The 26,448-nt window shown below is 62.6% G+C and carries 27 protein-coding genes; 12 read left to right on the top strand and 15 right to left on the bottom strand.

Annotated elements, in window-relative coordinates; genetic code table 11:
• Positions 1–477, top strand: a complete 477-nt coding sequence (locus QM716_RS16510) for a MaoC/PaaZ C-terminal domain-containing protein (protein WP_283305102.1) — start codon at positions 1–3, stop codon at positions 475–477.
• 475 nt (positions 478–952) lie between these two features.
• A complete protein-coding gene (locus QM716_RS16505) occupies positions 953–1,351 on the top strand; it encodes a hypothetical protein (protein WP_349307354.1) in 399 nt (132 codons plus the stop codon).
• A gap of 11 nt (positions 1,352–1,362) precedes the next feature.
• Here QM716_RS16505 and QM716_RS16500 read toward each other — a convergent pair whose 3' ends face one another.
• Both QM716_RS16500 and QM716_RS16495 read right to left on the bottom strand, forming a co-directional pair.
• Positions 1,363–3,033, bottom strand: a complete 1,671-nt coding sequence (locus QM716_RS16500; protein ID WP_283305101.1) for an ABC transporter permease — start codon at positions 3,031–3,033, stop codon at positions 1,363–1,365.
• A complete protein-coding gene (locus tag QM716_RS16495) occupies positions 3,030–3,965 on the bottom strand; it encodes an ABC transporter ATP-binding protein (RefSeq protein WP_283305100.1) in 936 nt (311 codons plus the stop codon). Before QM716_RS16495 ends, QM716_RS16500 begins: the two co-directional genes overlap by 4 nt.
• A 68-nt stretch (positions 3,966–4,033) precedes the next feature.
• On the opposite strand from QM716_RS16495, the gene QM716_RS16490 reads away from it, so the two are divergent.
• On the top strand, positions 4,034–4,528 hold the full coding sequence (locus QM716_RS16490) for a GbsR/MarR family transcriptional regulator (protein ID WP_283305099.1): 495 nt from the start codon (positions 4,034–4,036) through the stop codon (positions 4,526–4,528).
• A gap of 174 nt (positions 4,529–4,702) precedes the next feature.
• Positions 4,703–5,152 carry an RNA polymerase subunit sigma gene (locus QM716_RS16485; RefSeq protein WP_283305098.1) on the top strand — a complete coding sequence of 150 codons (450 nt, stop codon included), beginning with the start codon at positions 4,703–4,705 and terminating at the stop codon, positions 5,150–5,152.
• On the opposite strand, the gene QM716_RS16480 is transcribed toward QM716_RS16485, so the two are convergent.
• The 3 genes from QM716_RS16480 to QM716_RS16470 are packed head-to-tail and all read right to left on the bottom strand — an operon-like array spanning position 5,149 to position 8,481.
• On the bottom strand, positions 5,149–5,832 hold the full coding sequence (locus tag QM716_RS16480) for a MadR family response regulator transcription factor (protein ID WP_283305097.1): 684 nt from the start codon (positions 5,830–5,832) through the stop codon (positions 5,149–5,151). The two genes, QM716_RS16485 and QM716_RS16480, sit on opposite strands and share 4 nt — an antisense overlap.
• Entirely contained in the window at positions 5,829–7,232 is a 1,404-nt protein-coding gene (locus tag QM716_RS16475) for a MadS family sensor histidine kinase (protein WP_283305096.1), read from the bottom strand. Before QM716_RS16475 ends, QM716_RS16480 begins: the two co-directional genes overlap by 4 nt.
• Before the next feature lie 43 nt (positions 7,233–7,275).
• On the bottom strand, positions 7,276–8,481 hold the full coding sequence (locus QM716_RS16470; RefSeq protein WP_283305095.1) for an iron-containing alcohol dehydrogenase: 1,206 nt from the start codon (positions 8,479–8,481) through the stop codon (positions 7,276–7,278).
• Between the two features lie 452 nt (positions 8,482–8,933).
• Between QM716_RS16470 and QM716_RS16465 the strand changes: the two genes are divergently transcribed.
• Positions 8,934–9,560, top strand: coding sequence for an RNHCP domain-containing protein (locus QM716_RS16465; RefSeq protein WP_283305094.1), 627 nt, complete (start codon positions 8,934–8,936; stop codon positions 9,558–9,560).
• Here QM716_RS16465 and QM716_RS16460 read toward each other — a convergent pair.
• The 4 genes from QM716_RS16460 to mdo form a co-directional block, all read right to left on the bottom strand.
• On the bottom strand, positions 9,549–9,896 hold the full coding sequence (locus tag QM716_RS16460) for a hypothetical protein (protein WP_283305093.1): 348 nt from the start codon (positions 9,894–9,896) through the stop codon (positions 9,549–9,551). The two genes, QM716_RS16465 and QM716_RS16460, sit on opposite strands and share 12 nt — an antisense overlap.
• 37 nt (positions 9,897–9,933) lie before the next feature.
• Complete coding sequence (gene madC / locus QM716_RS16455; RefSeq protein WP_283305092.1) at positions 9,934–11,457, bottom strand: MadC family VWA domain-containing protein; 1,524 nt, start codon at positions 11,455–11,457, stop codon at positions 9,934–9,936.
• Positions 11,454–12,536 (bottom strand): MadB family AAA-type ATPase, encoded by a 1,083-nt coding sequence (locus QM716_RS16450; protein WP_283305091.1) that lies wholly within the window; start codon positions 12,534–12,536, stop codon positions 11,454–11,456. Before QM716_RS16450 ends, madC begins: the two co-directional genes overlap by 4 nt.
• A gap of 86 nt (positions 12,537–12,622) precedes the next feature.
• Positions 12,623–13,897 (bottom strand): NDMA-dependent methanol dehydrogenase, encoded by a 1,275-nt coding sequence (mdo, locus tag QM716_RS16445; protein WP_003942095.1) that lies wholly within the window; start codon positions 13,895–13,897, stop codon positions 12,623–12,625.
• 361 nt (positions 13,898–14,258) lie between these two features.
• Here mdo and QM716_RS16440 point away from each other — a divergent pair, with 361 nt between their 5' ends.
• A complete protein-coding gene (locus QM716_RS16440) occupies positions 14,259–15,314 on the top strand; it encodes a ferredoxin--NADP reductase (protein ID WP_283305090.1) in 1,056 nt (351 codons plus the stop codon).
• On the opposite strand, the gene QM716_RS16435 is transcribed toward QM716_RS16440, so the two are convergent.
• On the bottom strand, positions 15,286–16,593 hold the full coding sequence (locus QM716_RS16435; protein ID WP_283305089.1) for a glycosyltransferase 87 family protein: 1,308 nt from the start codon (positions 16,591–16,593) through the stop codon (positions 15,286–15,288). The genes QM716_RS16440 and QM716_RS16435 overlap by 29 nt on opposite strands.
• Positions 16,594–16,630: 37 nt before the next feature.
• Positions 16,631–17,368, bottom strand: coding sequence for a DNA alkylation repair protein (locus QM716_RS16430; RefSeq protein ID WP_283305088.1), 738 nt, complete (start codon positions 17,366–17,368; stop codon positions 16,631–16,633).
• A gap of 361 nt (positions 17,369–17,729) precedes the next feature.
• Between QM716_RS16430 and QM716_RS16425 the strand changes: the two genes are divergently transcribed.
• Complete coding sequence (locus QM716_RS16425; protein WP_019744276.1) at positions 17,730–18,098, top strand: SPW repeat domain-containing protein; 369 nt, start codon at positions 17,730–17,732, stop codon at positions 18,096–18,098.
• Positions 18,099–18,169: 71 nt separating this feature from the next.
• Here QM716_RS16425 and QM716_RS16420 read toward each other — a convergent pair whose 3' ends face one another.
• Both QM716_RS16420 and QM716_RS16415 read right to left on the bottom strand, forming a co-directional pair.
• On the bottom strand, positions 18,170–18,934 hold the full coding sequence (locus QM716_RS16420) for a glutamate racemase (protein WP_283305087.1): 765 nt from the start codon (positions 18,932–18,934) through the stop codon (positions 18,170–18,172).
• Positions 18,935–18,976: 42 nt separating this feature from the next.
• The gene (locus QM716_RS16415; RefSeq protein WP_283305086.1) at positions 18,977–20,155 is read right to left on the bottom strand and encodes an NAD(P)/FAD-dependent oxidoreductase; all 1,179 of its coding nucleotides are present in this window, start codon (positions 20,153–20,155) and stop codon (positions 18,977–18,979) included.
• A gap of 184 nt (positions 20,156–20,339) precedes the next feature.
• Between QM716_RS16415 and QM716_RS16410 the strand changes: the two genes are divergently transcribed.
• Genes QM716_RS16410 through QM716_RS16390 form a run of 5 tightly spaced genes read left to right on the top strand, consistent with a single transcriptional unit; the run spans position 20,340 to position 22,883 of the window.
• Positions 20,340–20,807: an Asp23/Gls24 family envelope stress response protein gene (locus tag QM716_RS16410; RefSeq protein ID WP_003941912.1), complete on the top strand. Its 468-nt coding sequence runs from the start codon at positions 20,340–20,342 to the stop codon at positions 20,805–20,807.
• Positions 20,804–21,163 (top strand): hypothetical protein, encoded by a 360-nt coding sequence (locus QM716_RS16405; protein WP_283305085.1) that lies wholly within the window; start codon positions 20,804–20,806, stop codon positions 21,161–21,163. Before QM716_RS16410 ends, QM716_RS16405 begins: the two co-directional genes overlap by 4 nt.
• Position 21,164: 1 nt before the next feature.
• Positions 21,165–21,344 (top strand): hypothetical protein, encoded by a 180-nt coding sequence (locus QM716_RS16400; RefSeq protein WP_003942043.1) that lies wholly within the window; start codon positions 21,165–21,167, stop codon positions 21,342–21,344.
• Positions 21,331–22,323 (top strand): DUF6286 domain-containing Asp23/Gls24 family envelope stress response protein, encoded by a 993-nt coding sequence (locus QM716_RS16395; RefSeq protein ID WP_283305084.1) that lies wholly within the window; start codon positions 21,331–21,333, stop codon positions 22,321–22,323. The genes QM716_RS16400 and QM716_RS16395 overlap by 14 nt, the downstream gene beginning before the upstream one ends.
• Positions 22,320–22,883: a hypothetical protein gene (locus QM716_RS16390; RefSeq protein WP_283305083.1), complete on the top strand. Its 564-nt coding sequence runs from the start codon at positions 22,320–22,322 to the stop codon at positions 22,881–22,883. The genes QM716_RS16395 and QM716_RS16390 overlap by 4 nt, the downstream gene beginning before the upstream one ends.
• Before the next feature lie 123 nt (positions 22,884–23,006).
• Here QM716_RS16390 and tuf read toward each other — a convergent pair whose 3' ends face one another.
• Together tuf and fusA are read right to left on the bottom strand one after the other, a co-directional pair.
• Positions 23,007–24,197, bottom strand: a complete 1,191-nt coding sequence (gene tuf, locus QM716_RS16385; RefSeq protein ID WP_283305082.1) for an elongation factor Tu — start codon at positions 24,195–24,197, stop codon at positions 23,007–23,009.
• A 125-nt stretch (positions 24,198–24,322) separates the two neighbouring features.
• Entirely contained in the window at positions 24,323–26,425 is a 2,103-nt protein-coding gene (gene fusA / locus QM716_RS16380; RefSeq protein WP_283305081.1) for an elongation factor G, read from the bottom strand.
• Positions 26,426–26,448 lie beyond the last annotated feature (23 nt).

The raw sequence follows: 26,448 nt of genomic DNA, 5'->3' as shown, positions 1-26,448 counted from the left end.
ATGAACGATTCGGCCGCCCTTCACAAACGCACAGTGTTCGCCGACGATGTCGAGATCGGCCAAGTGATCCCATTGGGCTCGTATTCGGTGACCGAAGAGGAAATCGTCGAGTTCGCAACCCAGTGGGATCCCCAGTGGTTTCACATCGACAAGGAAGCCGCCGGGTCCGGTGTCTTCGGTGGGTTGATCGCCAGCGGCCTGCACACCCTGTCGATCTGCCAGAAGTTGGTGGTTGCCAGTCTCTACGACCAATGGAACGTGATCGCCGGAAAGACCATGCGCGACGTGAGCTTCCTCCGTCCACTGCGCCCCGGCGACACCCTGAGCGGAAAGGTCACCGTCGACAACGTCGTGTTCGACAATCGCTCCCGAGGATTGGTCACAATCACAGCAAAATTGGTCGATGCGCACGGCAATCGCGTTCTCGACGTGGTCACCGACGCCTACCTGCACTGCCGCCCGACTCGCGGACAGTGAATTATCGGTAAATTCCGCACCTCTTTGTCTGAATTGCCGTACTTTCAGTGACGTTGCGACGCAACAATACCCATCCCCGCAATCAGGAGTTCCTCACACATGAGCAGCCTCGGCGAGATCAATCCTCTCGGCATTCTTCAGATCCTCATCTACATGCTCTTCGGTGGGTCGTCCAGCACTCCCGAATAGACCCTAGCTTGCCATTGCCATAGTCAGCCTTCACAGTGCTGACTATGGCAATCGCTAGTCAGGTGCCCGTGACGGCTCAACCGCCGAGCAACGAAGTGCACCATCACACTGAATTCGACTCCAGCTGGCGCAGTTTCGACGGCATCCAGGGCAGGCTTGCCGTGGCAAGGATGCTGCGAGTGGCCGCCGACGCGTCCGGAGCCGAGCCCCTGGCAGTCACCGCGCACCTGGACCGCCCTGTCCCTCCGAAGCCGACCCGTCAACCCTGCCGTCACTGGAGATCCCGGTGGATTTTGTGCCGTTCGCCCAGCACCTCGACATTCGGCCGATCAATTCCGCGAGACCGTTCGCCGGTGGCGACTCCCCGGAATTCGACGTCTGGATCCGATTGCTGAGCGATCTCGACTTCACAGCCCAGGAGCGCGCCGCGGTCCTGCTCGACGCGCTTCCTCCCGGATTGTTCGCGACACTGACGATGCCCGTGGCCATTCCGACCATCGAGTTCACCGCACACTTCACGCCGGAGCACATCGCGACGCTCCCCCAGCCACCGTCGCAGTGGTATCGCCTGCGCCACGGGACTGTTTGGGCGACAGACACTCTCTGCGTCGACGAATCCGAATTGTTCGACTCGACCGGACGTCTCGCTGCGCGGGCGCGTCAGCTTCGCCGAATTCCGAGTTGAGTTCAGCTCTACTACATCTGGATGTCGCGGCGACGGAACGCGGTGAGCGACAAGATCGAAAGCATTACTGCCACAACAATCATCGCGAGCAGAGGTAGAACAGTCACAGGCTCGGCGGGGGCACCGGGTACGTGGGTGAACGGCGACAGATCCAGCACTACCTGCGGAAGCTTCAGCAACGTACCGAGTTGTCCGAGCACGATGCATACCGCCAAGATTCCCCAGGAGAGGGACGACGCATACGTCGGAAACAGTCCGAAAGCCAACGACACCAACCCCACGACGACAAGCACCGCAGGCAGATATGCCAACGCCGCGCCGATCATCCGAAGTGTGTTGCCGCCGATGTCATCCGTGACGAGCCCGAAGGCGAATCCGGTGAACGCACCCATCAAGACGTGCGCGAGGATCACACCGCCCACAACCACCCCCAGGTGGGACAGCATCCACTTCCGCCGCGACAGCGAGGTTGCCAGCAACGGTTCGAGCCGTCCCGACGTTTCCTCGCCCCGCATACGGAGAAGACTCTGGACCGAATACGCCGCGATGACTATCGACGTGAGACCGAGAGCGGTGGCCAAGTAGGAGTCCACCAGATCCGCACCGCCGCCACCGAGTTTCTCGAACATCTCCGCGGTCTGCTGCGACGATCCCACCATCGCGTCGATCTCGTTGCCCACAGCGCCGTACGCGAACCCGAGTATGACAACGGCAAAGATCCACCAGAACATCGTCATTCGCTGCATGCGCCACGACAGGCCCCAAGCCGACGGTAGCCACGATGCCGCGGCCGGTGGGCCGGGCCGGGGCTGAACGAGTCCCGCTCCCTGATCGCGATGGTCGATGAGAACGAACGCCACCACCACGTGCACAGCCGCAAATCCGATCAGCAACAACAGGATCCACCAGGCGTCGTCGTCGAAAGGCCTGATCTGTTGTGCCCACCCGATCGGTGAGAGCCACGACAACCAACCGCTCACCACACGAGTTCCGTCGTCGACGACCGTACTGTTCACGTCACCGATCGCGCGCAGCATGAAGGCAACAGCGATTGCGGCGCCCGCCAGACCGTTGGCCGTACGAGCACCGTCGGTGATTTGTGCCGTCACGGCTGCAACTCCGGCAAACGCGATTCCGGTACCGCCGATCGATGCACCCAGCGCGAGCGAACCACCGACCGGCAGGCCGACGGCGATCGACCCCAGAGCAATTCCCAGTGTCAGAACAATGTTCGCACCGACCGTGACAATCAGCGCGGAGGTCAGGAGCGCTCGCCGACCTACCACCGCAGCACCGATCATCTCGGCACGGCCGGTCTCCTCGTTTTGTCTCGTATGGCGAACCACCGCAAGGGTACTCATCAATGCCGCCACCAAAGCGAACACGAGCACCGACTGACTGGCGACTATCGCGCCCTGCGAATCGCCGGACACGATTCCGTTGGTCGCCAGCGCCACCGGCGATACCGCGGAACTGACTGCGATGTTTCGCAGTTCCTCGGGTGTCGTGTACAGCCCGGTCACACTGGCGACGACAAGCAGCATGAACAGCACGATCGAGATGACCCACACGGAAAGCTGAATCCGGTCCCGTCGTAAAGCCAGCCGAACCAGTCGGCGCGTGCCGGTGAACTGACTTGCCGACGCCGGTACCGGTGGAGCGGCTTCGACAACGACGGTCATGGCAGTACTCCGGTCTCGGCTCGCAGGTGGACCGAAGTCTCCCTGGCCCGCTCGTCGCCGTAGTGCCGCAAGAAGAGTTCTTCGAGCGTCGGCGGAGTGGAAGTGAGCGCCACGATCCCGAAGCCGACCAAGTACGTCATGAGCGGCCCGAGTTGTGCACTGTCGACTTCGCAGGTGAAGTGGTTACCGTCGATCACCGCGTCGTGGACACCGCCGAGCCCGTCGAGTCCACCGATCGGGCGCTGCGTCTCCGCCGAGACAGACGTGCGCGTGAGATGCCTGAGTTCGGACAGTGTTCCCTCTTCCACCGTCCGCCCGTCGCGGATGATGCTCACGCGATCGCACAGCGCTTCGACCTCGGCGAGGATATGGCTCGACAGCAGAACCGTCTTCCCGGCGTGAGCCACCTCCTCGACACAGTCCTGAAACACGGCTTCCATCAACGGGTCGAGTCCTGATGTCGGTTCGTCGAGGATGTAAAGGTCGACGTCCGACGAAAAGGCTGCCACGAGTGCAACCTTCTGCCGGTTGCCTTTCGAGTACGTTCGCGCCTTCTTGGTCGGGTCCAGTTCGAAGCGCTCGAGCAACTCGCTTCGCCGTTTTCTGTCCAAGCCACCGCGCAGACCGGCCAACAGGTCGACAGCCTCCCCGCCGGTGAGGTTGGGCCACAGATTAACGTCGCCAGGTACGTACGCGAGCCGTCGATGCAAAGTCACGGCGTCTCGCCACGGATCGCCGCCGAGAACGGTTGCGTCTCCGGAATCGGAGCGGAGCAGGCCGAGGAGCACCCGAATGGTGGTGGACTTTCCGGAGCCGTTCGGCCCTAGGAAACCGTGCACTTCACCCGTCGAGACATCGAGATCGAGGCCATCCAGCGCGCGGGTGGCACCGAACGTCTTGACGAGGTTCTTCACTGAAATCGCCGCACCCATGAACTTGACCGTACGCCGATTTCACAAATGTGTGAAGATAGAAAAAGAGGAAAGATCGAAGGGTTCCGATGACCGACACCAGCCATACCGTTGCACCGGACGAGAGCCGCCATTATGTCGAGCGACTCTCACTCGTGCTGAGCGACATGGGTTTTCCGCCGATGCCCGCCCGCGTGTGGGCCGCGCTGATGACCAGCGAGACGCCCTCGTCCACACCCGGAGATCTCGGATCTCGGTTGGGAGTGAGCCCCGCTGCCATTTCCGGAGCCGTCAGATACCTCCAGCAAGTCGGGTTGATCGAGCGTGTGGCCGTCCCCGGATCGAGGCGTCAGCACTACTGCGTCAGCATCGACATGTGGGCCGACGCGTTTGTCACGAAACAGTCCTCGCTCTACCAGGTCTCGGCAGTTGCGGACGAGGGCATTCGGGTCCTCGGTGAAGGAACCACTGCCGGCGATCGCATGGCCGATCTGCGCGACTTCTTCGACTTCATGGCCGCGGAAATGCCGCGCATGCTCGCGGACTGGCGCTCCCAGCGAAAAGACCGGACACCTGGCAGGTAACTTCAGGTTTACCCGCAATTTCGGCGGGGTACCTCAATCCTCGTTCCAGCACGGTGAAGTGCGGTGTACCCGAGGAGTTGTTTGATGAAGCTGTCGATCAGGGGCGCGAACACTTCACCGACTCCCCCCTTCGGACATACCGCTTCACCCGAAACCTGTGAACGATCGATTTCGTTGAATCGCACCGCCGCCGAGGCATTCGCCGGCGACCACCATGCGCTCGCGAAACTCCTGGCGCGATTGCACCCTCGCGTCGTTCTCTACTATCGCGCCAGACTTCTCGGGACGTCTGTCGCATCATTCGCCGACGATCTCGCCCACCAATGCACTCTGGACGTCGTCACACGAATGTCCGACTCGATCTCGGCCGACACACGAATCGAGACTTTTGCCTACGAGTTGGCCTCGCAACGGATTGCAGCAATTCCCCAGTCACACAACATCGCCGGGCAATTCAAACGCCCACGTCGTCTGACCGACGACCAACGTGAGGTTCTGGTACTACGAATCGCAGTCGGCCTGACTGCCGACATGACCGCGTCGACTCTCCGCGCGACTGGAGCGAGTGTCCTCCTCGTCCAGCATCAGGCACTACGCGCCTGGACGGTCCCCGACCGAAGCTAGATCAGACCTTGCTTACTCGCGGCATAGACGGCCTCCGCTCGCCGGCTCACCTCGAGTTTGCGCATGATGTTGCTGACGTGGAACTTGACGGTGGTCGGTGAGATGAACAATCGCTCACCGATCTTGATGTTGGACAAGCCATTTGCAAGAAGCCTCAGCACTTCCAGTTCACGATCGGTCAATCGTTCCTTGGTTACCGACTGTCCGTTGAGCGAACGGACGACAGCCGATGCACTGCGAGAATCGAACGCACTCTCGCCTCGCGAGACCGCTCTGATCGCCCGCACCAATTCGGTGGTGTCGACGTCTTTGACCACATAGCCGCGAGCACCTGCGTGCACGGCTCGCACCACCAGTTGATCATCGAGAAAGGTGGTGAGAACCAACAGTCCGAGCCCAGGATGCGCCGCGGACAACTGGCCACAGAGGGTCAGTCCCTCGTAATCGGAACTGGCGGAGAGTTTGAGATCCATCAGGACGATGTCCGGACCGACCTTGTCGACGACGGCAAGCGCCTCGGCGAGGGACGACGCCTCCCCCACGATCTCGAGGTCGCTTTCGCGCTCGAGCACCGAGCGGAGCCCCTGCCGAAGTATCGCGTGGTCGTCGACCAGGACTATGCGAACCAAACTTTGAACCGGTGACGCTCCACGGGTGACGACGGGGCGGGCAGTGGTCATGATTCCTCGCTCTCGATTTCAGTTGTAGAGCACAGGTTTTCAATGCCCGAGTCGAGCGGCAGTGCTCCTGGCAGTGGCAGTGCTCCTGGCAGTGGCAGTCGCACGAGAATCTGTATCCCACCGATCCGAGCCCGCCGCACTTCCAACGCGCCACCCAACTCCAAGGTTCGCGCCTGCATGTTCGCGAGACCGCGGTGGCGGCCGTCGACATCGTTGGTGGCTGCGAGTTTGAGAATGAGCCGCATCCTGGCGGGGTCACCGTCACCGTCGTCGGAGACCGACAGCAACACGGAGTCGGCCCGATAGGTCAGACGAAGGACAGCCCGATTCGCGTGAGCATGGACCGCTGCGTTGAACAGGGCTTCCCCGGCGATCCGGAGAAGGGCGTGCTCGGCATCGCCCGGAAGTTCTGTCGGGGTACCGCCGACGCGAACGCTGACCGCCAACTCGTCCGGCATGTGAACCACGCCGAGCTGCTCGAGCATCTCGGGCAGCGACGTTCTGTCCGCGTCCGAGGAATGATTGAGAGCGTAAATCGCCGAGCGAAGCTGCTCGACTGCCCGTTTGGTCAAATCCTTTGCCAAGTCGAGTCTTTCGCTACGTTCGGCTTCCGGGATGTCGCTGCGGCAGACCTCGATCTGCATGCCGGCCGACAACACCGCCTGCGTCACGCTGTCGTGAAGTTCGCGGGCGATCCGGTGACGTTCGTCGTCGACCACCTGATGTCGGTGCGCCACTCCGAGTTGACGCTGAGTGGACTCCAATTCGCTGTTGCGCACCGCAAGATCGGCCGCAGTGCGATTGGCCTCCGCATACGCATCTTCAGCCCGTTCGAGCAGTAGCTGTCCGCGCTGATAGAGCGCCGAATTCTGCAGGGCCACAGCAGTCTGGCTGGCCAGGATGCTGAGCACGGCCCCGTCCGTCGTATCGAGCGTCCGGTTGACCGGCGTCCAGGCCGCAAAGGCGCCGACCACACCACCGCCGAGCACGATCGGCACAAACGCGTAGTGAGCGTCGATCACCGAGTTGGACTCGATTCTTCCGTGCCTGATGTCGTCGAGGCATTCGACGACGTCCTCCGGAAGCGGTGGCCCTTCCACATTGTCGACCAGGAACGGCGTCGCATCCGGACCGAGGACCAATCGCCGTGGCCCGGCGTCGGGCAAGGTCCCGTCGGCCAAGGCGAAGACTATCCAGTTGGCACTCAGATGAGCACGGGCGGCTTCCGCGACCGCGCAGACCAGGGTTTCCGGCCCCTCGACGGTCCGCACCAAGGCTCGCGAAATCAATTCCAGAGCATGTACGACGCGCTCGAGTCGCTCGGCCGCACCTCGATACTGCGGGTAGAACGAACTCTTACCCGACCGTAATCCGGTGAGCCGGGACAGGTCCGCGGTCATCGTCTGCACCTCTTCACAGTGTCCCGCTTCACAGTGTCCCGCTTCACAAGGCACCTCTGAACAACGCCACCATCTGCTCCTGCGTCGCTTCCCTGGGATTGGTGGACATGCAGGCGTCGAGCAACGCGAAGCTGGCGAGCCTACTGAGATCTTCCTCTCGAACACCCACCTCCCCAAGCCCCTTCGGCACGCCGACCTCGCGCGCGAGCCGTTCGACCCGATCGGCCACCGCCAGCGCTGCTTCCTCCGGAGTGCCGTGCTGCTCGGGAAGACTCAGTGCCGCAGCGATGGCAACAAAGGGGGCAGCGTCCGTCGTTGAATTGAACCGGATGACGTGGGGCAACAGAATTCCGTTGATGACGCCGTGCGGCAGGTCGAGCATGCCGCCCACCTGATGGCTCATCGCGTGCGCGGCGCCGAGTATCGCGTTGGTGAACGCCAACCCAGCCTCGAGGCTCGCCTGCGCCATCACCGACCGCGCTTCCATCTCCATCGGGTCCTGGATCGTGTGCACCAGATTCTCGGTCACCAACCCGACAGCGCGGAGCGCGTGATGATCAGTCAACGGATTGTGCGCCAGCGAGACGAAGGCTTCGATACCGTGCGTCAATGCATCCAATCCCGTTGCAGCATTGAGCCACTCGGGCATCGTCGTGAGCAACCGCGGATCGATGACCGTCACATCGGGGACCAGTGCCCGGCCGATGATGGTGATTTTGGTGCCGCGCGTCGTGTCCGTGACGATGCAGAATTGCGACACGTCCGCGCCCGTGCCGGACGTGGTGGGAACCATCACCAACGGCGGTATCGGTTTTGTCGCCTGATCTACACCCTCGTAGTCGAGTATGTTGCCACCGTTGGCAGCGAGGACGGCGACGCCTTTTGCCGCGTCGATGACGGAACCGCCGCCAAGCGCGATGATGACGTCGCACTCGCCTTCCTGGTACACCTCGAATCCGGCCGCGATCTCGAAGTCCTTGGGGTTGGGCGTCAGCCCTGACCACACCGTCGCGGTCAATCCCTGCTCGGTGAGATGGCCTTCGAGTTCGCTGACCCATCCCGCGTCGATCAGACCGGGATCGGTCACCAGGAACGGCCGGAACCCGCCGAACCTCAGAGTCGCGTGTGCTGCCTCGACCAGGGATCCAATGCCGAAGACGATCTCGGGGGCGTGAAATTTGACCAGTCGAGCAGCAGTGCCACGGCGATGAACACCGTGGTTCACAGCATCCGGATAAGCCACGGACACGACCCCACTCTCCTCTCGCGGCTCTGAGATTCCCGCCTCGGGATTGCCCAGCCGTCGCTGTCACGTGCACCAACTGTCACGTGCACCAACTGGTGTGATCCACCTTACAAGTGCTGGCCCCGAGCCTACGCGGACGGCAGTAGCGGCACACCCACCGAAGGAGAGGCACTTACCTACCCATTTGGGCAGGTGCGGCGTCGCCGGAAAATGGATGGCGCGGCAATTGGGTCCCGTTGTACTTTCGGTTTCGGCCAGAGCGGCCGGTAGTACTGATCCAGAAGGTGTTTATGAACCAACCCGCGCCGAGTACGCCTCCCGCCCCTGCTCTGTCCACAATCCTCGAGATCACCTGATGATCCCCGAAACCTGATCCTGCAAACGACGGACTGACAGCCGCGAGGTTCCCTCGGCCTGCTCCTACCTGCTTTGTTCACTCAGCTAGGAGTTCTCCAGTGCCTCAATCACACAATTCGATCTCGGTGCTGCGAAGCGGCGATTGGATGATCATCCACCGCTGCGCACAATGCCTCGAACTCACCTCCAACCCCGTCAGCCGAGACGACAACCAGTTGTCGTTGATGAGGATGGCAGTGCGGCCACTCGCGCAACCGCCCTTCCCACTCGAAGCCTTCGGCGACTTGGGAGGGGAGAGAACGCAGATGCCACGTAAGAATCCCGGCTCCCGCTCGCGGCGGTCACCGCAACGCACCAACTACGTACTGCACGAATTCGGCGGCGAGCCAGGATCGAGTTTCCGTTGTCTCACATGCCGTTTGGACATCTCCACCGCGGCCCCGGAGACCGCCCATCGGAACCGCTGCCCGAACTGTCTGGCAAGCCGACACGTGGACGGGCGTATACCCGGCGACCGAGCACAACAGTGCAGAGGCGCAATGGCCGCGCTGTCCTTGACAGTCCGGCAAGACGGTGAATGGATGCTCGTTCACCAGTGCGTCGAGTGCAATACGTTGAAAGTCAACAGGATCGCCGGCGACGACAACGCCCTGGTCCTGCTGCGCTTGGCGCTACGCCCGTTGGCGGATCCCCGACTGGGCACGCGAGCGTTGCTAGCGCTCTGATGATCCGTCAGGTGTAATCGCGCGGTTCTGCGCGTGATTACGCCTGAAGAACACCACAAACACGATCCCGGCGAGCAAGCCGACAACGGTCGGCCCGAGGACAAGTCCCGAATACAACCACGGGGCAGGTTCTGCCGGAAAGAGATCCATGAATCCGGGTCCGGTGAATGTCGGTTCGGAAAATCGATCCCGATAGGTTCCGCCGGTGAGAATGTGCGGTGACGCCAAAGACTTCCACCACCACTGAAACACGCCGAGCGCGACAAGCCCGCAAACTGCTCCGAGCACTGTCAGCGCCGCTATCGGTCGCCAGATCGATCCCCTGATTTCGGTCATCAGATCAAACTAGTTCACGACGGATCGCGCAGTGACATCAGCGAAGTGCGTGCCCCAGTTCAGCGGCCTTTGCCATCAGTTGCGCGGCATCTCGGGCAACAACAACCTCGTCGCAGATCTCCGAATACTCCGGCATCGCGCATGACGCCTGGTTCCAGTAGCGCTGTGGTTCCGGCGTGATCCAGGCCAGACGGTGGACCTTGCGTCGTAACTCTTCCAGCTTGTCCACCTGCGGAGGCAACCCGTTGCATCGACCGTCGCCCACGATGATGACGGAAGTCCGCGAGTTCAAGGTGTTTCCGTGCTCGTCCGACAATTCTGTGAGCACCCGCCCGTAGTCGCTGCTGGCTTCCAGATCCAGGCCCGGGTGCGCGAGTACAGCGGCCAGTGCACCATCACCACTACTGGCGAGAAGGGTGTCGGTCACGTCGACCGGACGATCGACGAACGCGAGCACCTCACAACGATCTGCCCGGCGATGCATTGCCTGAGCCAACCGCAGAGTGAACGCGGTGATCGGGCGCACCGACAGGGACACGTCTGCGATCAGAAGTAGTCGGACACGATCGGGGCGAGGAGCTTTCACGACCAGATGGAAGGGTATCCCGTCGGTGCGCAGGCTCGAACGCACCGTGCGTCGCATGTCGAGATGCCCACGGGAGCGCTCACGAGGACGAGGCCTGGACGGCCCTCTCATCCGCCGAAGCACCTCGTGGCACGCGAGTTCGATGTCGTTGTGCGTTGCACCTGCAGCAGATTCGCTGTCCGGCGCGTCGGGAGCGGATTCGGCCAGCGCAGCGGCCGAGAGCGCTTGCACAAACGCTTCGACTGCCTCGACGAGCCGATTCAATTGCGCCTGCGTCAACGGCCCGTCGTCGGAGACGTCGGCGTACGCCTTGCTCGGGTCGTATGCGTCCAGCCAGGCCAGGATCGACGTCGGATCGTCCCATGACAACGAACCGACCGCTGCTGCAGCAACACTGGTACTGAGGTCGCCGACCACCGCCGATGCGGCACGGTCCACGTCGACCGTGTAACTGACTCCGCGTCGACCGGTCTCCGAACCGGTATCGACCGACAGTTCGGCGTCACTCGACGTCATGGAGACGTCGTCGTCGTCCTTGTGCGGGTTGAAGCCTTTCTCCGCTTCCGGAGTATCGAAGTAGTCGCCTACCTCGGCCGCACGCTCGTTGTACTCGGCGTACCGACCAACTTCTTGATCCTCGTCGATCCCGAGCGCGGTAGGTAGACCGTCCGCCACCTCGGCTCGCGATGCCATCCGCTCGGCGTGCGCTTTGTCCGCGGCCGGCCGGAACAGCGCGTCGAACGCCCGCTCGAAACCGGCTTGCTCGTGAGAGTACTTGGCGCACACTGCCCGGAGACACGCTCGCAATGTCTCGCGATCCGAGGCGCCGACCATCGCGAGGACACGCCGAACCTCGACGACCTCGGCCGGTGACGCGGAAACTCCGGCCGCCCTCAGCAATCGGCCGAAGCTCGCGGACACCACGTCGAGAACAAACGACGGCTGCCACACGGCAAGCCCACCGAGCGTCGTCATCGCGTCGAACGGATTCCGCTGCCGCCGCGGATTCCCTGTTGATGGGGGTCGCGTCCGCCGGTTCCCCGGAACACGGCCGTCGTCGTGTTGGCGGGTTTGCTTGCCACCGTTGCTCGCTCGATCGGTTCACCACCGTCACGCGACGGAGATTCGAGAAGCTTTCCGTCGAATCGTTCCTTGGCCAGCGTCACGTCGGAGGAGTACTTGAGCAACGCCGTCAGCAAGATGTCGCGCACCTTGGCGTCGGAACCGGTGTCGAATCCGCTGGCCGCGAGCACTGTTGCCGCCCTGGCCGCGTCGATGACCTCCGAAATGGACGGGCTCTTGCGCAGCGGAAGATCACGCAGAATGCGAGCGAGTTCGACAACCTCGGTGGCCGTAGCCGCATCGACCTCCGGCGCTCGGGCCGTGACGATCTCGCGTTCACGCTCCGACGTCGGATAGCCGAGATGGTAATGCAGACACCGACGCTTGAGCGCGGGTGAGAGTTCGCGAGTGTCGTTGGACGTCAAGATGACCCAGGGCTGCGACCGGGCCACGAACGTACCGACCTCGGGAATGGTGATCTGCTGTTCGGCAAGGATCTCCAGTAGCAGTGCTTCCATCGATTCCTCGGTGCGGTCCACCTCGTCGACCAGTAGCACCACCGGTTCGGGTGAGAGGATCGCTTCGAGCAGCGGCCGCACGGACAGGAAGTTCTCGGAGTACAACCCGAAATCCTGATCGGCCAGAAACTTCGACGCTTCGGCTACGCTGTCGAACTCGGAAACCTGATCGCTGATCCGGTCGCGGAGCATCTGCACGTGCAGGAGTTGCTTCGCGTAGTCCCATTCGTAGAGGGCGCGATTGTCGTCCAACCCCTCGTAGCACTGCAGTCGCACCAGCTTGCGTCCCCCGATCGCAGCCAGCGACTTCGCCAGTTCCGTCTTGCCGACACCGGCCGGCCCTTCGAGCAGGAGCGGGCGCCCCAGCGCCGTCGCCAGATGAACGACTACCGCGAACTCGTTATCGGCAATGTAGTCCTGCTCTCGCAGAGCATCTTTCACTTCGATTCCACTGGAGAAACTGCGACCGGACATGGAACACCTTTCGATAGGGGCACAGCCCCTGTGCGCGGTTAGGGAGTCTCTGGACTCCTTAACCGCGCACGGGGCCGGAGGCCCTGCTAAAAGTACGACTTGTTGATCGCGTGATCGACAACCGGGATCATCGACTCCACGGTGACCTCACGGGGGTTACCCGGGGTGCACCAATCGTCCTGAATGTGCTCGGAGATGGCGCGCACAGTCTTCTCGTCACCCTTGATGACATCACCACGACCCTCGTACTTCTTGGTGTTCATCTGGTTCTTCGCGTACGAATCGGTGCGAACCTGACCGAAGTTGTCGGGGATACCGACGTCCTTGGCCAGTCGGATGGCAGCCTCGACGGCAGCATCTGCGGCCTGAACCGTGGTGAGGTTACGAGTGTCGACACCGAGTGCACCGGCCAACTGGGCGTAGCGCTCGTAGCGCGAAGGCAGGTTGTACTCCCACACACGCGGCAACGCGATGGCGTTGTTCAAACCGTGATGGCTGTCGAAGAAAGCACTGACCGCGTGCGAGATCGAGTGAACGATGCCGAGGCCGCCGGAGTTGAAGGCCTGCCCGGCAATGTACTGCGCGTTCATCATTCCCTCACGGGCCTTGAGGTTACGCGGCTCGAAGACAGCCTCGCGCAGGTTCTTCGCGACCAACTCGACCGAGTAGATCGCATTACCGAGCGAAGGCGCGAAATCGAGACGAGACACGAAAGGCTCACTGCCGTGCGCGAGTACGTCGAAACCGCAGTACGCAGTGAAGTGCTGGGGGCAGGTGTAGTAGAGCAGCGGGTCGTCGATCGCCAAGGTGACGATGGTCGCCTCGTCGAACCCGACCCACTTGTGTGGGTTGTTCATGTCCGACGTGTCAGTGATGACGTATGCCCACGACGTCTCGGAACCCGTTCCAGCCGTGGTGGATACGGCAATGTGCGGCGGGTTCTCCTTGTTGGTGGACTTGGCGAAGCCCTCGAACTCGTTGATGTTGCGACCGTCGTGTGCGATCACGACGCGAGCACCCTTGGCGGCGTCGTGGCTCGAACCACCGCCGATCGAGATGATCGAGTCGCACTTCTCCTTCTGGTAGAGAGCCGCGGCCTCCATGACGTTGTAGTCCTTGGGATTCGACTCGACCTTGTCGTAGAGCACGACCTCGACACCCTGGTACTCGATCTTGCCGACCAGTTCCTCGATGATGCCCGAACCGCGCAGACCGGTTGTCATCAGAAGGGTGCGCTTGAAGCCGAGATTCTTGGCCTCCACACCGATGATGTCGTGAGCGCCCACACCCATCAGGGCGCGCGGGAAGGGATGGAACTCCTTGATGGGAAAGTCCCAGATCTGGTTGAGCTCGATAGCCATCGGTATCTCCTCGGGGATGTGCACGAATGTGACTGCGGGAGGGATTCGAGCCGATTCTTTGTGACCGGCGTCTCACCTGGTTCCCACTGTGTACCGACAAACAGCCCGTGCACAGGCTTCGGCAGCTCAACCGCCCGGACGCCGCCTGCGAACCGCCCGTTCGGGCAGGTAGTCGCCACCCCGGACCGCCAGGACGGCCGGATCAGACCGCCCTGGTTCCCGCTGATCGGGAACGTGTTGCTCGGCGACTACGATCCCCAGTAGCTTTTCATCACTGCTAACATTGAACTAGAACACGTTCTAGATGTTGCACTTCACTGACCTGCGCTTTACCCAGCTTCACGAGAGGACTAGCTTCGCGATGACGACAGTCGAGGTACCGCACAGCTCGCGATCGGCGGTACTCACCGTGTCCGGAGTCATCGAAGAGACTTCCGACGCCCGGTCGCTGGTGTTCGAAATTCCCGCAGAACTGAAGGACAAGTTCGACTACAAGCCCGGTCAATTCCTGACCCTGCGCATCCCCAGCGATCAGACCGGCTCGGTCGCACGCTGCTACTCCCTGGCCAGTTCGCCCTTCACCGACGACGCCCCCAAGGTGACCGTCAAGCGAACCGTCGACGGCTACGGCTCCAACTGGCTGTGCGACAAGCTCCAGGTCGGCGACACCATCGAAGTGCTGCCGCCGTCAGGTGTCTTCACGCCCAAGTCGCTAGATCACGACTTCCTGCTCTTCGGTGCGGGCAGCGGGATCACGCCGGTGATCTCGATCCTCAAGTCCGCCCTCACACAGGGCAACGGCAATGTCGTGCTGATCTACGCGAACCGCGACGAGAAGTCCGTCATCTTCGGCGCCGAACTGCGCGAGTTGGCCGCGCAACACCCCGGCCGCCTCACCGTGGTCCACTGGATCGAAACCGTGCAGGGGCTCCCCGCCGTCTCGCAGTTGGCGACGCTGGCCAAGCCTTTTGTCTCATACGAAGCCTTCATGTGCGGCCCCGGCCCCTTCATGGACGCCGTCCACAAGGCACTGGCAGAGGCCGGCATGCCCCGCACGCAGGTTCACGCCGAGGTCTTCAATTCACTCGCCGGAGACCCGTTCCGAGATGTCGAGGTAGCCGAAGTCTCCGACGAGGAAGCAGCCGACGCCGCGACTGTCGAGGTCGAACTGGACGGTGAAACCCACACCCTCGTCTGGCCTCGCAAGCAGACGCTCGTCGACATCATGCTCGCCAAGGGCCTCGACGTTCCGTACTCCTGCCAGGAAGGTGAGTGCGGGTCGTGTGCCTGCACCGTCACCGAAGGCGAAGTTCAGATGGACAACTCCGAAATCCTCGACGCCGAGGACGTGGCGAACGGCTACATCCTCGGTTGCCAGGCGAAGCCGGTCACCGATCACCTGAAGATCGAGTTCTGAACCCTGCTTCGACGCTTGACGGCCCCTGATTCCCTGCGGAATCGGGGGCTTTGTCATCTTGCGAGTCATCTTCCGAGTCCCGCCCCGAAACCCACGCAGGCGCCGTTGTGGGCAACCTCCACAGCGCGAAGATCAGCACGAGGGTCACGATCAGGAAACCCTCCCGCAGGACCACCCCCAGCGGCAGCAGGAGCGGCGACGTCTCGATGAACTGCTGTCCCATACTCGGCCCGCAGTAGACGACGGCCAACCCCAGTGCGGCCGCACCGAACTGCAGCGGCGATCGAAGCCGAAAGAGAACCGTGACAGCCGCCGGCACGAGATACACCCAGTGATGAATCCAGCTGATCGGCGACAGGATCGGCGCGCTCAATCCGATCACCAACGCCGCATCGACCGCACGCCCGACGCGATATACATCTCGGGCGACCCAGAGCGCTGCCGCCGCGCACAGCACGGTCAACGGCATCGTCAGCGCCGCCGTCTGCGTGCCCAGCGCCGCAAGTCCGCCCTGCAGCGAACTGTTGCCGGCACTCGCGATCGCCTGCCCGCTCAAGTCCACCCGATCACTGAGATTCCAGACGACGTCCGACCAGAAGGTCCAGCTGACGGCCTGGTCGACCAGTGCTGCGACGGCAGTTGACGCGGCAAATCCGATCGAACTCCAGATCGCGAGCCGCCACTGCTTCGTCACGAGAAAGTAGATGACGAACAGCGCCGGAGTCAGCTTGATCGCGGCCGCGACGCCGATCAGAAGTCCTCGCGGAATCCATCGGCCGAATCTCGAATCCTCCCGGCGGGTCATGTCGAGCAGTACGAGCACCATCAGCACCAGGTTCACCTGGCCGAAGGAGATGTGCGCACTGACGATGGGCGTCACCGACACGGCCAGGACCAGTGCCGCCAGGACCAGGGGCCGCTTCGGGACGCGAGCGGGCGTGAACCTCGCGACCGTCCACACGACTGCCGCGATGCACAACGCCGACCACAGCAGATAGGCCGTCCACCAGTCGAAGAGAACGGTCGGCCAGAGAAAGATCACCGCGAACGGGGTGTAGGTGAAAGGCATGCCCTCGTCGACGATCAACGAGCCGACAAGGTTGTTCTCGTAGATGTTCGATCCGGCTGCGAATGCCTGGGCAGCGTAGCGGTAGACGAGAAAATCAACGGGTTCGACAGCTCGAACGGAGTACACGAGATAACACAGAGCTGCGACGCCGGCAGCGATCAGTGAACCGATCGTCACAATTCGAGACGCCTCGACACGGGTGGCGGGCATACCGAGATCGTCCCACAAGCTACCGAGCGGTACTCGGCTAGCTGGCCGCTCGGAAGTGCGCTCGCTCGTCTGCGGTCAAGTGCTCACAGGCGTAGCTCAGCGCCGTACGGCCCATGTCTCCTGCATTCTCCTCGAGGAAGCCGGTCAACAGAACCCGATCCACCCGTTTGCCGACCTCCCGGAGCATCCAGCCCATCGCTTTCTGGGTCAGGTCCCGTCGATCGTCCAGTACCTGCGCGGCAAGTTCGAGCGTGGTCGACGCGTCGCCGCGTGTGATGAATCCGTACGTCGTCAGCAGCGCCACCCGTCGTCGCCACAGGTCACCCGAATCGGAAAGCTCGAAGATCAGCCGGCGATCTCGGTCGTACAGCCAGCCGCCGAGAATCTGTCCGGCTGACGAATCCACGAGATCCCAATTGTTCACCCGCCCGTCCTCGACAGCGGTGAGATAGAAGTCGCCGATGCGGGCGCGACTCTCGTCGTCGAAAAATTTTGGGCGACTGACTTTTTCGAATTGAGCGACCAGGATCAGCAGCCCGGCCAACCGGTGCTCGTGAACGTCGCTGTCGAGAAGGAGGCGTATCTGAGGCAACGCGAGGCCCACATGCTTCTTCACCACCGAACGCGTCTTCGGCACTCGCACTCCGATGAACACGTCACCCTCGCCGTACTCCCCCGGCCCCGTCTTGAAGAACCGCTGAAGGTGGACGGCATCGGCGGGATCCGCGAGATCGGCCAACTGCTCGATCACGTCCTGGGCACTCGATTGCGTCACCCCAGAACCTTCTCACGGGTCACCTTTGCGGACTCTTCGATTCTCTCAGCGTTTTCACACCGTGTGCCCGGCTCGGCCACAGGTCGGCGGACGACACTCGAGGGCAGTCAGTGAAAGGACCACCCATGATCACCGCCGCTATCGCATTCACCACTCTCACCCTCATGGCACTCTCGGGACATATCGCGGCAAGCGCGCCACGCGGGCTCGTGGCAATCCGGACGAATGGTCACAAATCTTGATATTCGGCCCTCCGTATCGACCCTAACTGCAACGCGAATGCAATTGGCGGAGAGTTGATCTCGATCTGCCGCGGGCGTGTACTACAGGTGGACACACTCTCGTCTTTGGAGGTCTCGTCATGAAGTCGTGGAATCGAATGCAAGATGCCGTCGCGGTGGTTCTCGGCGTCTTTGCGGCTCTCTCGCCGATGTGGCTCGACACCACCGATCGGGCAATGTGGTCACTCGTCGTCCTGGGTGTCCTGGTTGCACTGTCGGGTCTGGCGCACATGGCTCGTCCGGACATGGCCATGGCGGATTACGCGATGGGCGTTTTCGGCGTCTTGATGTTCATTTCACCTTGGGTCATGAACTTCGACGCTCTGCGCGGTGCGTCGTGGACGGCCTGGGTGGTCGGGGTCCTGACCGTCGTGGTCGCGGTGAGTGCGATGCCGGTGATGAGTGCGCGGATGCATCACGGGGGTCACGGCGGCGTAGCTGCCCATTGACAGAGCGGCGTAGCTGCCCATTGACAGAGCGGCGTAGCTGCCCAGTGATGAATGGCTGTATCAGGGCCGGGTCAGGCTTTGATCGCGCCCAACAACCGCCCGGCGTCGAAGGCTTCGGCGCTGGGCGGTAGCGCGCCCGGCCGCCCGCTCACAAAAACCTCGACGGTTCCCGATCCCACGCCCGCGGTGCTGAGCCCGTCGATCCGCCGCAAAGTCTGTCGTGCAACGGCTTCGGCGCTGTCGAACAGTGTGACGCCGGCGGGCAGCCGCGCTGCGATTTCGTCGGCGAGCAGAGGGTAGTGGGTGCACCCGAGGACGACGCCGCTGACGTCGTCCGGGGTACGGGCAACCGCGGAATCGATGGCAGCGAGTGCGGCTGCGCGATCACCGAGATCTATCGAATCGGCCAGGCCGTGGCATGGCACTCCGACCACCTTGGCGCCGTTACCGAACTGCTCGATCAGGTCGGCTTGGTACCGGCTGGCAGTCGTAGCGGCGGTCGCCCAGATCGCCACTGAATCGCACGCGGCGGCAGCGGGCTTGATCGCGGGCACGGTTCCGATGACCGGCACTTGCGGCCCGACGAGCTCGCGGACGTGCGGCAGCGCAGTGACGCTGGCGGTATTGCACGGAAGAACGATGACCTGAGCCCCACAATCGAGGCTCCGCCGCACCGCACCGAGGACCCGGTCGATCACCCAGGGCTCGGGCTTGGGCCCCCAAGGCGCGCCGTCCGGATCCAGGGACAGCACCAGATCGAGATCCGGGCGCAGGCGTCTGAGCCACGCAGAGGTAGGGAGCAGGCCCAGTCCCGAGTCGATGAGTGCAACGATCACCGCACAAATCTATCGCCTCGGAACCGGTCCTGCCTCATCCGTTCAGGCTGGTGTGGACTCCAACACGTCCGAGATGGGCGTGCCGGCCGCGATCTTTGCACGCATCTTCATCACCGCGCCCGCGCTACCTCCGCCGACGACAGCCGCCAACACACCGTCGCGCTCGTAGTAGGCGACGAACTTGCGGCCGTCGTCCTTGACGATGTGAACGGTGTCCGTGGGTGCGACGGTCCCCAAAGCCTGGATCTTGACGTCGTACTGATCACTCCAGAAGTACGGAATCTGCGTCGGCGCATCTGGATCACCCGTTCCGGTGATCGCGCCTGCCAGGATCTTGGCCTGGTCCCCCGCGTTGGTCCAGTGTTCGACACGCTTGCGTCGATCGCCGATCTGCCAGGCCGCAACGTCGCCGACCGCCCAGACGTGTTCGGTGCTGGTGCGGCCGACGCCGTCGCAGAGCACTCCGTTGTCGAGTTCGATCCCCGAACCGTCGAGCCATCCCGTGACAGGCACCGAACCGACTCCGATCGCCACCACGTCGACCGGGATCTCCGAACCGTCGCTCAAGGTCGCGGCGGCAACCGCTCCCTCGCCGGACAGCGAGGTCAAGCCGGTGCCGACGCGGACATCGATGCCCTCGTTCCGGTGCAGACGTTCGACGAGGGCGCCGACGACAGGGCCCAGCACCGATGCCAGCGGTGTCGGTTGGGGCTCGAGCAGGACGACGTCGACGCCGTGAGACTTCATGCTCGCGGCCAGTTCACAGCCGATGAAGCCGGCCCCGACTATCAGCGCGCGCTTGCCGGGAGCCAAGTCGGCACGAAGGGCCAACGCCTCCTCGATGGAGCGCAGAACGTGCACTCCGGACAGCTCCGGAAGGCCGGCGATCCGACGCGGAGTCAGTCCGGTCGCGATGATCAACTCGTCGTAGTCCAGGGTGGATCCGTCGGCGAACGCCACGGACTTCGCAGCAGTGTCCACCGAGGTTGCCGGCGAACCGAGCTTGAGATCGACCTTGTTCTCGACGTAGAACTCGGCCGGGCGCAGCGTCGTCTCGTCTTTGTCACCGCGGATCACTTCCTTCGACAACGGAGGCCTGTCGTAGGGCAGATGCGTTTCCCCACCGGCGAGCGTCAACTCGCCCTCGAAACCCGCTCGTCGTAGTTCCTCGACGGTCCGCAGTCCCGACAAACCTGCACCCACGATCACTATCCGTGCCACCACGTACCACCCTGTCCGACCCACGTCACTTGCAGCGCTCACTATGAACGCCGTCACTATTTTCCTCCGACTCTGCCATACCAATTGCCGGAGTAGGTGTGGTGCATCCCGCATGGCCACCGACCAGTCACTACAGTTGTAAGTACTTCAGACGCACGCACTGACACATGAGCAGGGAGCCCCCATGACCAGCGATTCCAGTGAAAAGAACAGCGTCCGATTCGGCGCCGATGGTGGCGCGGAACTAGTCAGCACCCAAGGCAAGACGATCATCGCCGACGCCGTGGTCGCCAAGATCGCGGGTATCGCGACCCGCGAGATCAACGGCGTGTACGACGTCGGCGGGGGCACAGCGCGTGCGGTGGGGGCACTTCGCGACCGCATTCCGGGCGCCCGCGTCAACCATGCCCAGGGCGTCGCGGTGGAGGTGGGCGAGAAACAAGCCGCCATCGACATCGGCATCGTCGCCGAGTACGGCGTCGCACTCCACGAACTGGCGGTAGGTATCCGCCGAAACGTCATTGCCGCAGTCGAAAGCATGACGGGTCTCGAGGTCACCGAGGTCAACATCACCGTCTTCGACGTCATGCTCTTCGAGGATGCAGAGAGCGGCGGCAGTACCGATCCGGAAGCCAAGCCGAGGGTTCAGTGAGTACCGCCGACGCCGGCCGCGAGATCGACGCGGCCGAGGTTGTCGCCGACGCAGTTCTTGCGATCCCGGAAGTGGCAGATCTGCACGGCGGGCAATTCGGCGAGGTGGGAACCTACCTACCAGGACGCCGAATCACCGGCGTCGTCGTCGACGGAAACTCTTGTGCGGTACACATTTCCGTTCACTATCCGGCCGACGTTCGCAGCGTTGCCGAACGCGTCCGAGCTGTGGTGGCACGGTTGGTCGACGTACCGGTCGACGTCACCGTCGGAGACTTGTCGACAGCGGGGTACCTGCCGGATATCTCCGAGAATGTAGTCACCGAAATTGCACCGAACATTCGAGAAGGGAACTGACATGAACAGCACCACCGTCGGACTGCTGGTCGGTCTGCTCCTCGCGCTCGCCGGAATCATGGGTGGATTCAGCGGATTCGTCTTCGCAGTTCTGCTCGGCGCCGCTGGTATGGCGATCGGAGCACACCGCGACGGACATCTCGATCTGGGCGCGATCCTCCGAAGCCGTGGCCGTGGCTGAGCCGTCCAATCCGAGCGCGGCAGACGATCCCGGCCTGCGCGGCTCGCTGGTCATCAAGGACCGGGCGATGGCCAAGATCGCCACGGCCGCAGCGGTGAACGTCCCGGGGGTGGTCCGCCAGTCCGGAGGCTTGACCCGTCTGACCGGACGTGACCTTCCGCGAGCCGACATCGCGATGGGCAGCGACGCCGTCGCCATCAACCTCTTCCTCGCCGTGTCCTGGCCGTGTTCGGTCACCGAATTGACCGGGCGCGTGCGGGCGGAAGTCGGACGCAGCGTCGAGTCGCTGACCGGCCTGCCCCTCCACGACATGAACGTCATGATCGCGGCAACCGAGGGCACCGACAATTCTTGTGTGTCCGGCGTCGAGATCGCGGAAGACCCTGCACAGGAGGCGCTCTCGGATCCGATTCCACCGCGAGTTCCCTCCGCGAACCCGGCCGCCGCGGTCTCCGCAGTCGTCATCGCCTGCGGCCTACTCGCGCTTGCGTTCGTGGTCTCCCGCGAATGGTTCATCAACCGTGGAACTTTCGAATCGGCACCCTGGATCCGAAACTCCGTGGAATGGACTTCGCGTCTGCACTGGCAACCGTGGCTGCTTCCAGTGGCAATCGCTGCCGTCGTCGCGGGCGTGGTCCTGATAATGTCGGCGATCAAACGCCGCGCTAAAACCCATGTCCCACTGGGGAACCCGAGCGCATCGACGGTATGGATGCGACCGACGGACATCGCACGTCTGTGCAGTAGCCACGCAGCGATCGTTCCCGGCGTCGGCTCGGCCCACACCAGCGTCGACCGCAAACACGTCAAAGTCCACGTCGAATCCAGCGGTGGCGATCGCACCCAACTTGCCGCGGCCGTCGATGCGGCAGTCCGGCCTCACCTCGCGATACTGCAGCAGCCATTGCAACTTTCGGTGGTCGTGAGAGAAGTCGCCGCACGACGAGAAGCTGCAGTACGACGAAAGGACGCCTCGTGAACCGTTGGATCTCCGCGGTCGATCGGACCATCGTCCTCATTGTCGGAATCGCGCTCCTCGCGGCCGGCGCATACGCCATCGCGTGGGACGCGGGTGCCTCGCTGATTCAAACCTGGGTGTCACGACTTGATCGGGAAGTCCTCTTCGGCCTTCCGGAGGAGCCTTGGTGGCACTGGGTACTGTCGGGCACCTTTGTTCTCTGTGTCATCACCGGATTCGGGCTTTTGTACCTGAACCTTCGCCGGCGCCGAACGAGCGCAGTCACATTGCGGCACAACGAATCCGGTACCGACGTCAGCGTGGATCTCGGACCCGTTGCCGACGGTGTAGCTGCCGAACTCGCCCAGCTGAGCGGCGTGCGAAGCACCAGGAGCAAAGCGACAATCGATCGCGGCCTGCCGACGCTGTCGATTGTCGTCACCGCAGACCCGGCGATCGACGTCGCCGGCTTCACCGCTTCGGCCGAACGCATCGCCGGTGCAACCAGGCGAAGCCTCGACGGCTCACCCGTCGCAGTGCAGGTTCTGTTGCATCTCGACCGGGTGGAAGCCACCAAGTAGGTACGAAGCAAACAGACACCAGAATCACAGACCACTTGATCGCAGAAACAGAAAAGGCGCTCACTCCCCGAAGGGAATGAGCGCCTTTTCTAGTGCTGTGAATCAGCTAGCGAGACAAGAGTCTCACTTGATGATCTTGGCAACCTTGCCGGCGCCGACCGTACGGCCACCCTCGCGGATTGCGAAGCGCAGGCCCTCGTCCATGGCGACAGGCTGGATGAGCTTGACGGTCATCTCGGTGTTGTCACCGGGCATAACCATCTCGGTGCCCTCAGGCAGCGTCACGACGCCCGTAACGTCCGTGGTACGGAAGTAGAACTGCGGGCGGTAGTTGTTGAAGAACGGGGTGTGGCGGCCGCCCTCGTCCTTCGACAGGATGTATGCCTGGCCCTCGAACTCCGTGTGGGGAGTCGTGGTGCCCGGCTTGACGACAACCTGTCCACGCTCGACATCTTCGCGCTTGATGCCACGAACGAGCAGTCCGACGTTGTCGCCGGCCTGGCCCGAGTCGAGCAGCTTGCGGAACATTTCGATACCCGTGACGGTGGTCTTGGTGGAGGTCTCCTTGATGCCGACGATCTCCACCTCCTCGTTCACGTTGACCGAGCCGCGCTCGATACGACCGGTGACGACGGTGCCACGACCGGTGATCGTGAAGACGTCCTCGACGGGCATGAGGAAGGGCTTGTCCGTCTCACGGATCGGGTCCGGGATGGACTCGTCGACAGCAGCCATCAGGTCGAGGATGGACTGCGTCCACTTCGGGTCACCCTCGAGTGCCTTGAGTGCCGAGATCGGAATGACGGGGGCTTCCTCGTCGAATTCCTGAGCGGCCAGCAATTCGCGGACCTCCATCTCGACGAGCTCGAGGATCTCTTCGTCGTCAACCATGTCGGCCTTGTTCAGGGCGACGAGGATGTAAGGAACGCCGACCTGGCGAGCGAGCAGGACATGCTCGCGCGTCTGGGGCATCGGGCCGTCGGTAGCTGCGACGACGAGGATTGCGCCGTCCATCTGAGCTGCGCCGGTGATCATGTTCTTGATGTAGTCGGCGTGACCCGGTGCATCGACGTGCGCGTAGTGGCGCTTTTCCGTCTGGTACTCAACATGCGAGATGTTGATCGTGATGCCACGAGCCTTTTCCTCGGGAGCCTTGTCGATCTGATCGAAGGCCGAAGCCTCGTTCAGGTCGGGGAATGCATCCGCGAGAACCTTGGTGATGGCCGCCGTCGTCGTGGTCTTGCCGTGGTCGACGTGACCAATGGTGCCGATGTTCACGTGCGGCTTCGTCCGCTCGAACTTCGCCTTCGCCACTTTGTGTCCTCCTGGACTGTTATTGCTTGCCGTATGCAGCAGTGCGGTTGGTTGTTACTTGGTCGTGCTTCGTGCCGGAAGAAACCGAGGTCACTTGCCGGCGCGGGCTGGGGAGCTCGCTGTGCTTACTCGCCCGTCGCCTTGGCGATGATTTCCTTCGCAACGCTCGCGGGGACCTCTGCGTAGGAATCGAACACCATGGAGAAGTTCGCGCGACCCTGGGTCCTGGACCGCAGGTCACCGATGTAGCCGAACATCTCCGAGAGCGGAACCTGCGCCTTGACGACACGGGCACCACTGCGTTCCTCCATGGCCTGGATCTGGCCACGGCGGGAGTTGAGGTCGCCGATCACGTCGCCCATGTAATCCTCGGGCGTAGTGACCTCGACAGCCATGATGGGTTCGAGGATGACGGGGCCGGCCTTGCGGGCGGCTTCCTTCAGTGCCTGCGAACCGGCAACCTTGAACGCCATTTCCGAGGAGTCGACGTCGTGGTAAGCACCATCGAGCAGCGACAGCTTCAGGTTCACGAGCGGGTAGCCGGCGAGAACACCGTACTGCATCGCGTCCTGCGCACCGGCATCCACGGAGGGGATGTACTCGCGCGGGATACGTCCGCCGGAGACCTTGTTCTCGAACTCGTAGGTAGCACCGTCTTCGCCCACGAAAGGCTCCAGAGCGATGATGACCTTTGCGAACTGGCCCGAGCCACCCGTCTGCTTCTTGTGGGTGTAGTCGTGCTTCTCGACCTTCTTGGTGATGGTCTCGCGGTAGGCGACCTGCGGCTTGCCCACGTTGGCCTCGACCTTGAACTCGCGACGCATGCGGTCGACGAGGATGTCGAGGTGGAGCTCGCCCATGCCGCCGATGACAGTCTGACCGGTCTCGTCGTCGAGTTCGACCGAGAAGGTCGGATCCTCTTCGGCGAGCTTCTGGATGGCGACACCCAGCTTTTCCTGGTCGGACTTGGTCTTGGGCTCGATGGAGACCTGGATGACCGGCGCCGGGAACGACATCGACTCGAGGACGATGGGGTTCGCCTGATCGCACAGGGTGTCACCGGTGGTGGTGTCCTTGAGACCGATCATGGCGTAGATGTGGCCGGCTACGGCCTCGTCTACCGGGTTCTCCTTGTTGGCGTGCATCTGGAAGAGCTTTCCGATGCGCTCCTTCTTGCCCTTGGTCGCGTTGAGCACTTGCTGACCCGGGTCGAGACGGCCGGAGTACACACGAACGAAGGTCAGCTTGCCGAAGAACGGGTGAGCCGCAATCTTGAAGGCAAGGGCCGCGAACGGCTCGTCCTTGCTCGGCTTGCGAGTGATCTCTACTTCTTCGTCACCGAGCTTGTGGCCGACGACCTCGCCGATGTCCAGCGGGTTCGGCAGGTAATCGATGACTGCGTCGAGCATGGGCTGAACGCCCTTGTTCTTGAACGCGGAGCCACAGATGACCGGGTACAGCTCGGAAGCGACCGTCATCTTGCGGATGGCGCCCTTGATTTCCTCGACCGTGAGCTCTTCGCCGCCGAAGTACTTCTCCATGAGAGCTTCGTCGGACTCGGCAACGGTTTCGAGCAGCTTCTCGCGGTACTCTGCAGCCTTCTCGACGAGGTCCTCAGGGATCTCTTCGATGGTCGGCAGTGCACCGGTCGGAACCACGCCGCGCCAGGTGATGGCACGCATCTCGACCAGGTCGACGACGCCGTCGAAGTCGTCCTCAGCGCCGATGGGCAGCTGGAGAACGAGCGGCTTCGCGCCGAGACGGTCGATGATGGTCTGGACTGTGAAGTAGAAGTCCGCGCCCATCTTGTCCATCTTGTTGACGAAGCAGATGCGCGGAACGTCGTACTTGGCAGCCTGACGCCAAACCTGCTCGGACTGCGGCTCGACACCTTCCTTACCGTCGAAGACAGCAACTGCGCCGTCGAGCACGCGCAGCGACCGCTCCACCTCGACCGTGAAGTCGACGTGGCCGGGGGTGTCGATGATGTTGATCTGGTTGTTGTTCCAGAAGCAAGTCACGGCGGCAGACGTGATCGTGATGCCGCGTTCCTTCTCCTGCTCCATCCAGTCCGTCGTCGACGCACCGTCGTGCGTCTCACCGATCTTGTAATTGACACCGGTGTAGAACAGGATGCGCTCGGTGGTGGTGGTCTTGCCGGCATCGATGTGCGCCATGATGCCGATGTTGCGGACCTTGTTCAGGTCAGTCAGCACTTCCTGTGCCACAGGTTTCTTCCCCGCTCGTTGCT

The organism is Rhodococcus sp. IEGM 1409, assembly GCF_030056735.1.
Classification (GTDB): domain Bacteria; phylum Actinomycetota; class Actinomycetes; order Mycobacteriales; family Mycobacteriaceae; genus Rhodococcus_F.
Note: the sequence above shows the minus strand (reverse complement) of the source record. Positions and strands in the feature narration are given on the sequence as shown.

Coding starts and splice junctions, on each gene's coding strand:
- QM716_RS16510 (WP_283305102.1), top strand. CDS start 1: ATGAACGATTCGGCCGCCCTTCACAAACGCACAGTGTTCGCCGACGAT.
- QM716_RS16500 (WP_283305101.1), bottom strand. CDS start 3,033: ATGACCGTCGTTGTCGAAGCCGCTCCACCGGTACCGGCGTCGGCAAGT.
- QM716_RS16495 (WP_283305100.1), bottom strand. CDS start 3,965: ATGGGTGCGGCGATTTCAGTGAAGAACCTCGTCAAGACGTTCGGTGCC.
- QM716_RS16490 (WP_283305099.1), top strand. CDS start 4,034: ATGACCGACACCAGCCATACCGTTGCACCGGACGAGAGCCGCCATTAT.
- QM716_RS16480 (WP_283305097.1), bottom strand. CDS start 5,832: ATGACCACTGCCCGCCCCGTCGTCACCCGTGGAGCGTCACCGGTTCAA.
- QM716_RS16475 (WP_283305096.1), bottom strand. CDS start 7,232: ATGACCGCGGACCTGTCCCGGCTCACCGGATTACGGTCGGGTAAGAGT.
- QM716_RS16460 (WP_283305093.1), bottom strand. CDS start 9,896: ATGACCGAAATCAGGGGATCGATCTGGCGACCGATAGCGGCGCTGACA.
- madC (WP_283305092.1), bottom strand. CDS start 11,457: ATGACGACGCTCGGTGGGCTTGCCGTGTGGCAGCCGTCGTTTGTTCTC.
- QM716_RS16450 (WP_283305091.1), bottom strand. CDS start 12,536: ATGTCCGGTCGCAGTTTCTCCAGTGGAATCGAAGTGAAAGATGCTCTG.
- mdo (WP_003942095.1), bottom strand. CDS start 13,897: ATGGCTATCGAGCTCAACCAGATCTGGGACTTTCCCATCAAGGAGTTC.
- QM716_RS16440 (WP_283305090.1), top strand. CDS start 14,259: ATGACGACAGTCGAGGTACCGCACAGCTCGCGATCGGCGGTACTCACC.
- QM716_RS16435 (WP_283305089.1), bottom strand. CDS start 16,593: ATGCCCGCCACCCGTGTCGAGGCGTCTCGAATTGTGACGATCGGTTCA.
- QM716_RS16425 (WP_019744276.1), top strand. CDS start 17,730: ATGAAGTCGTGGAATCGAATGCAAGATGCCGTCGCGGTGGTTCTCGGC.
- QM716_RS16410 (WP_003941912.1), top strand. CDS start 20,340: ATGACCAGCGATTCCAGTGAAAAGAACAGCGTCCGATTCGGCGCCGAT.
- QM716_RS16400 (WP_003942043.1), top strand. CDS start 21,165: ATGAACAGCACCACCGTCGGACTGCTGGTCGGTCTGCTCCTCGCGCTC.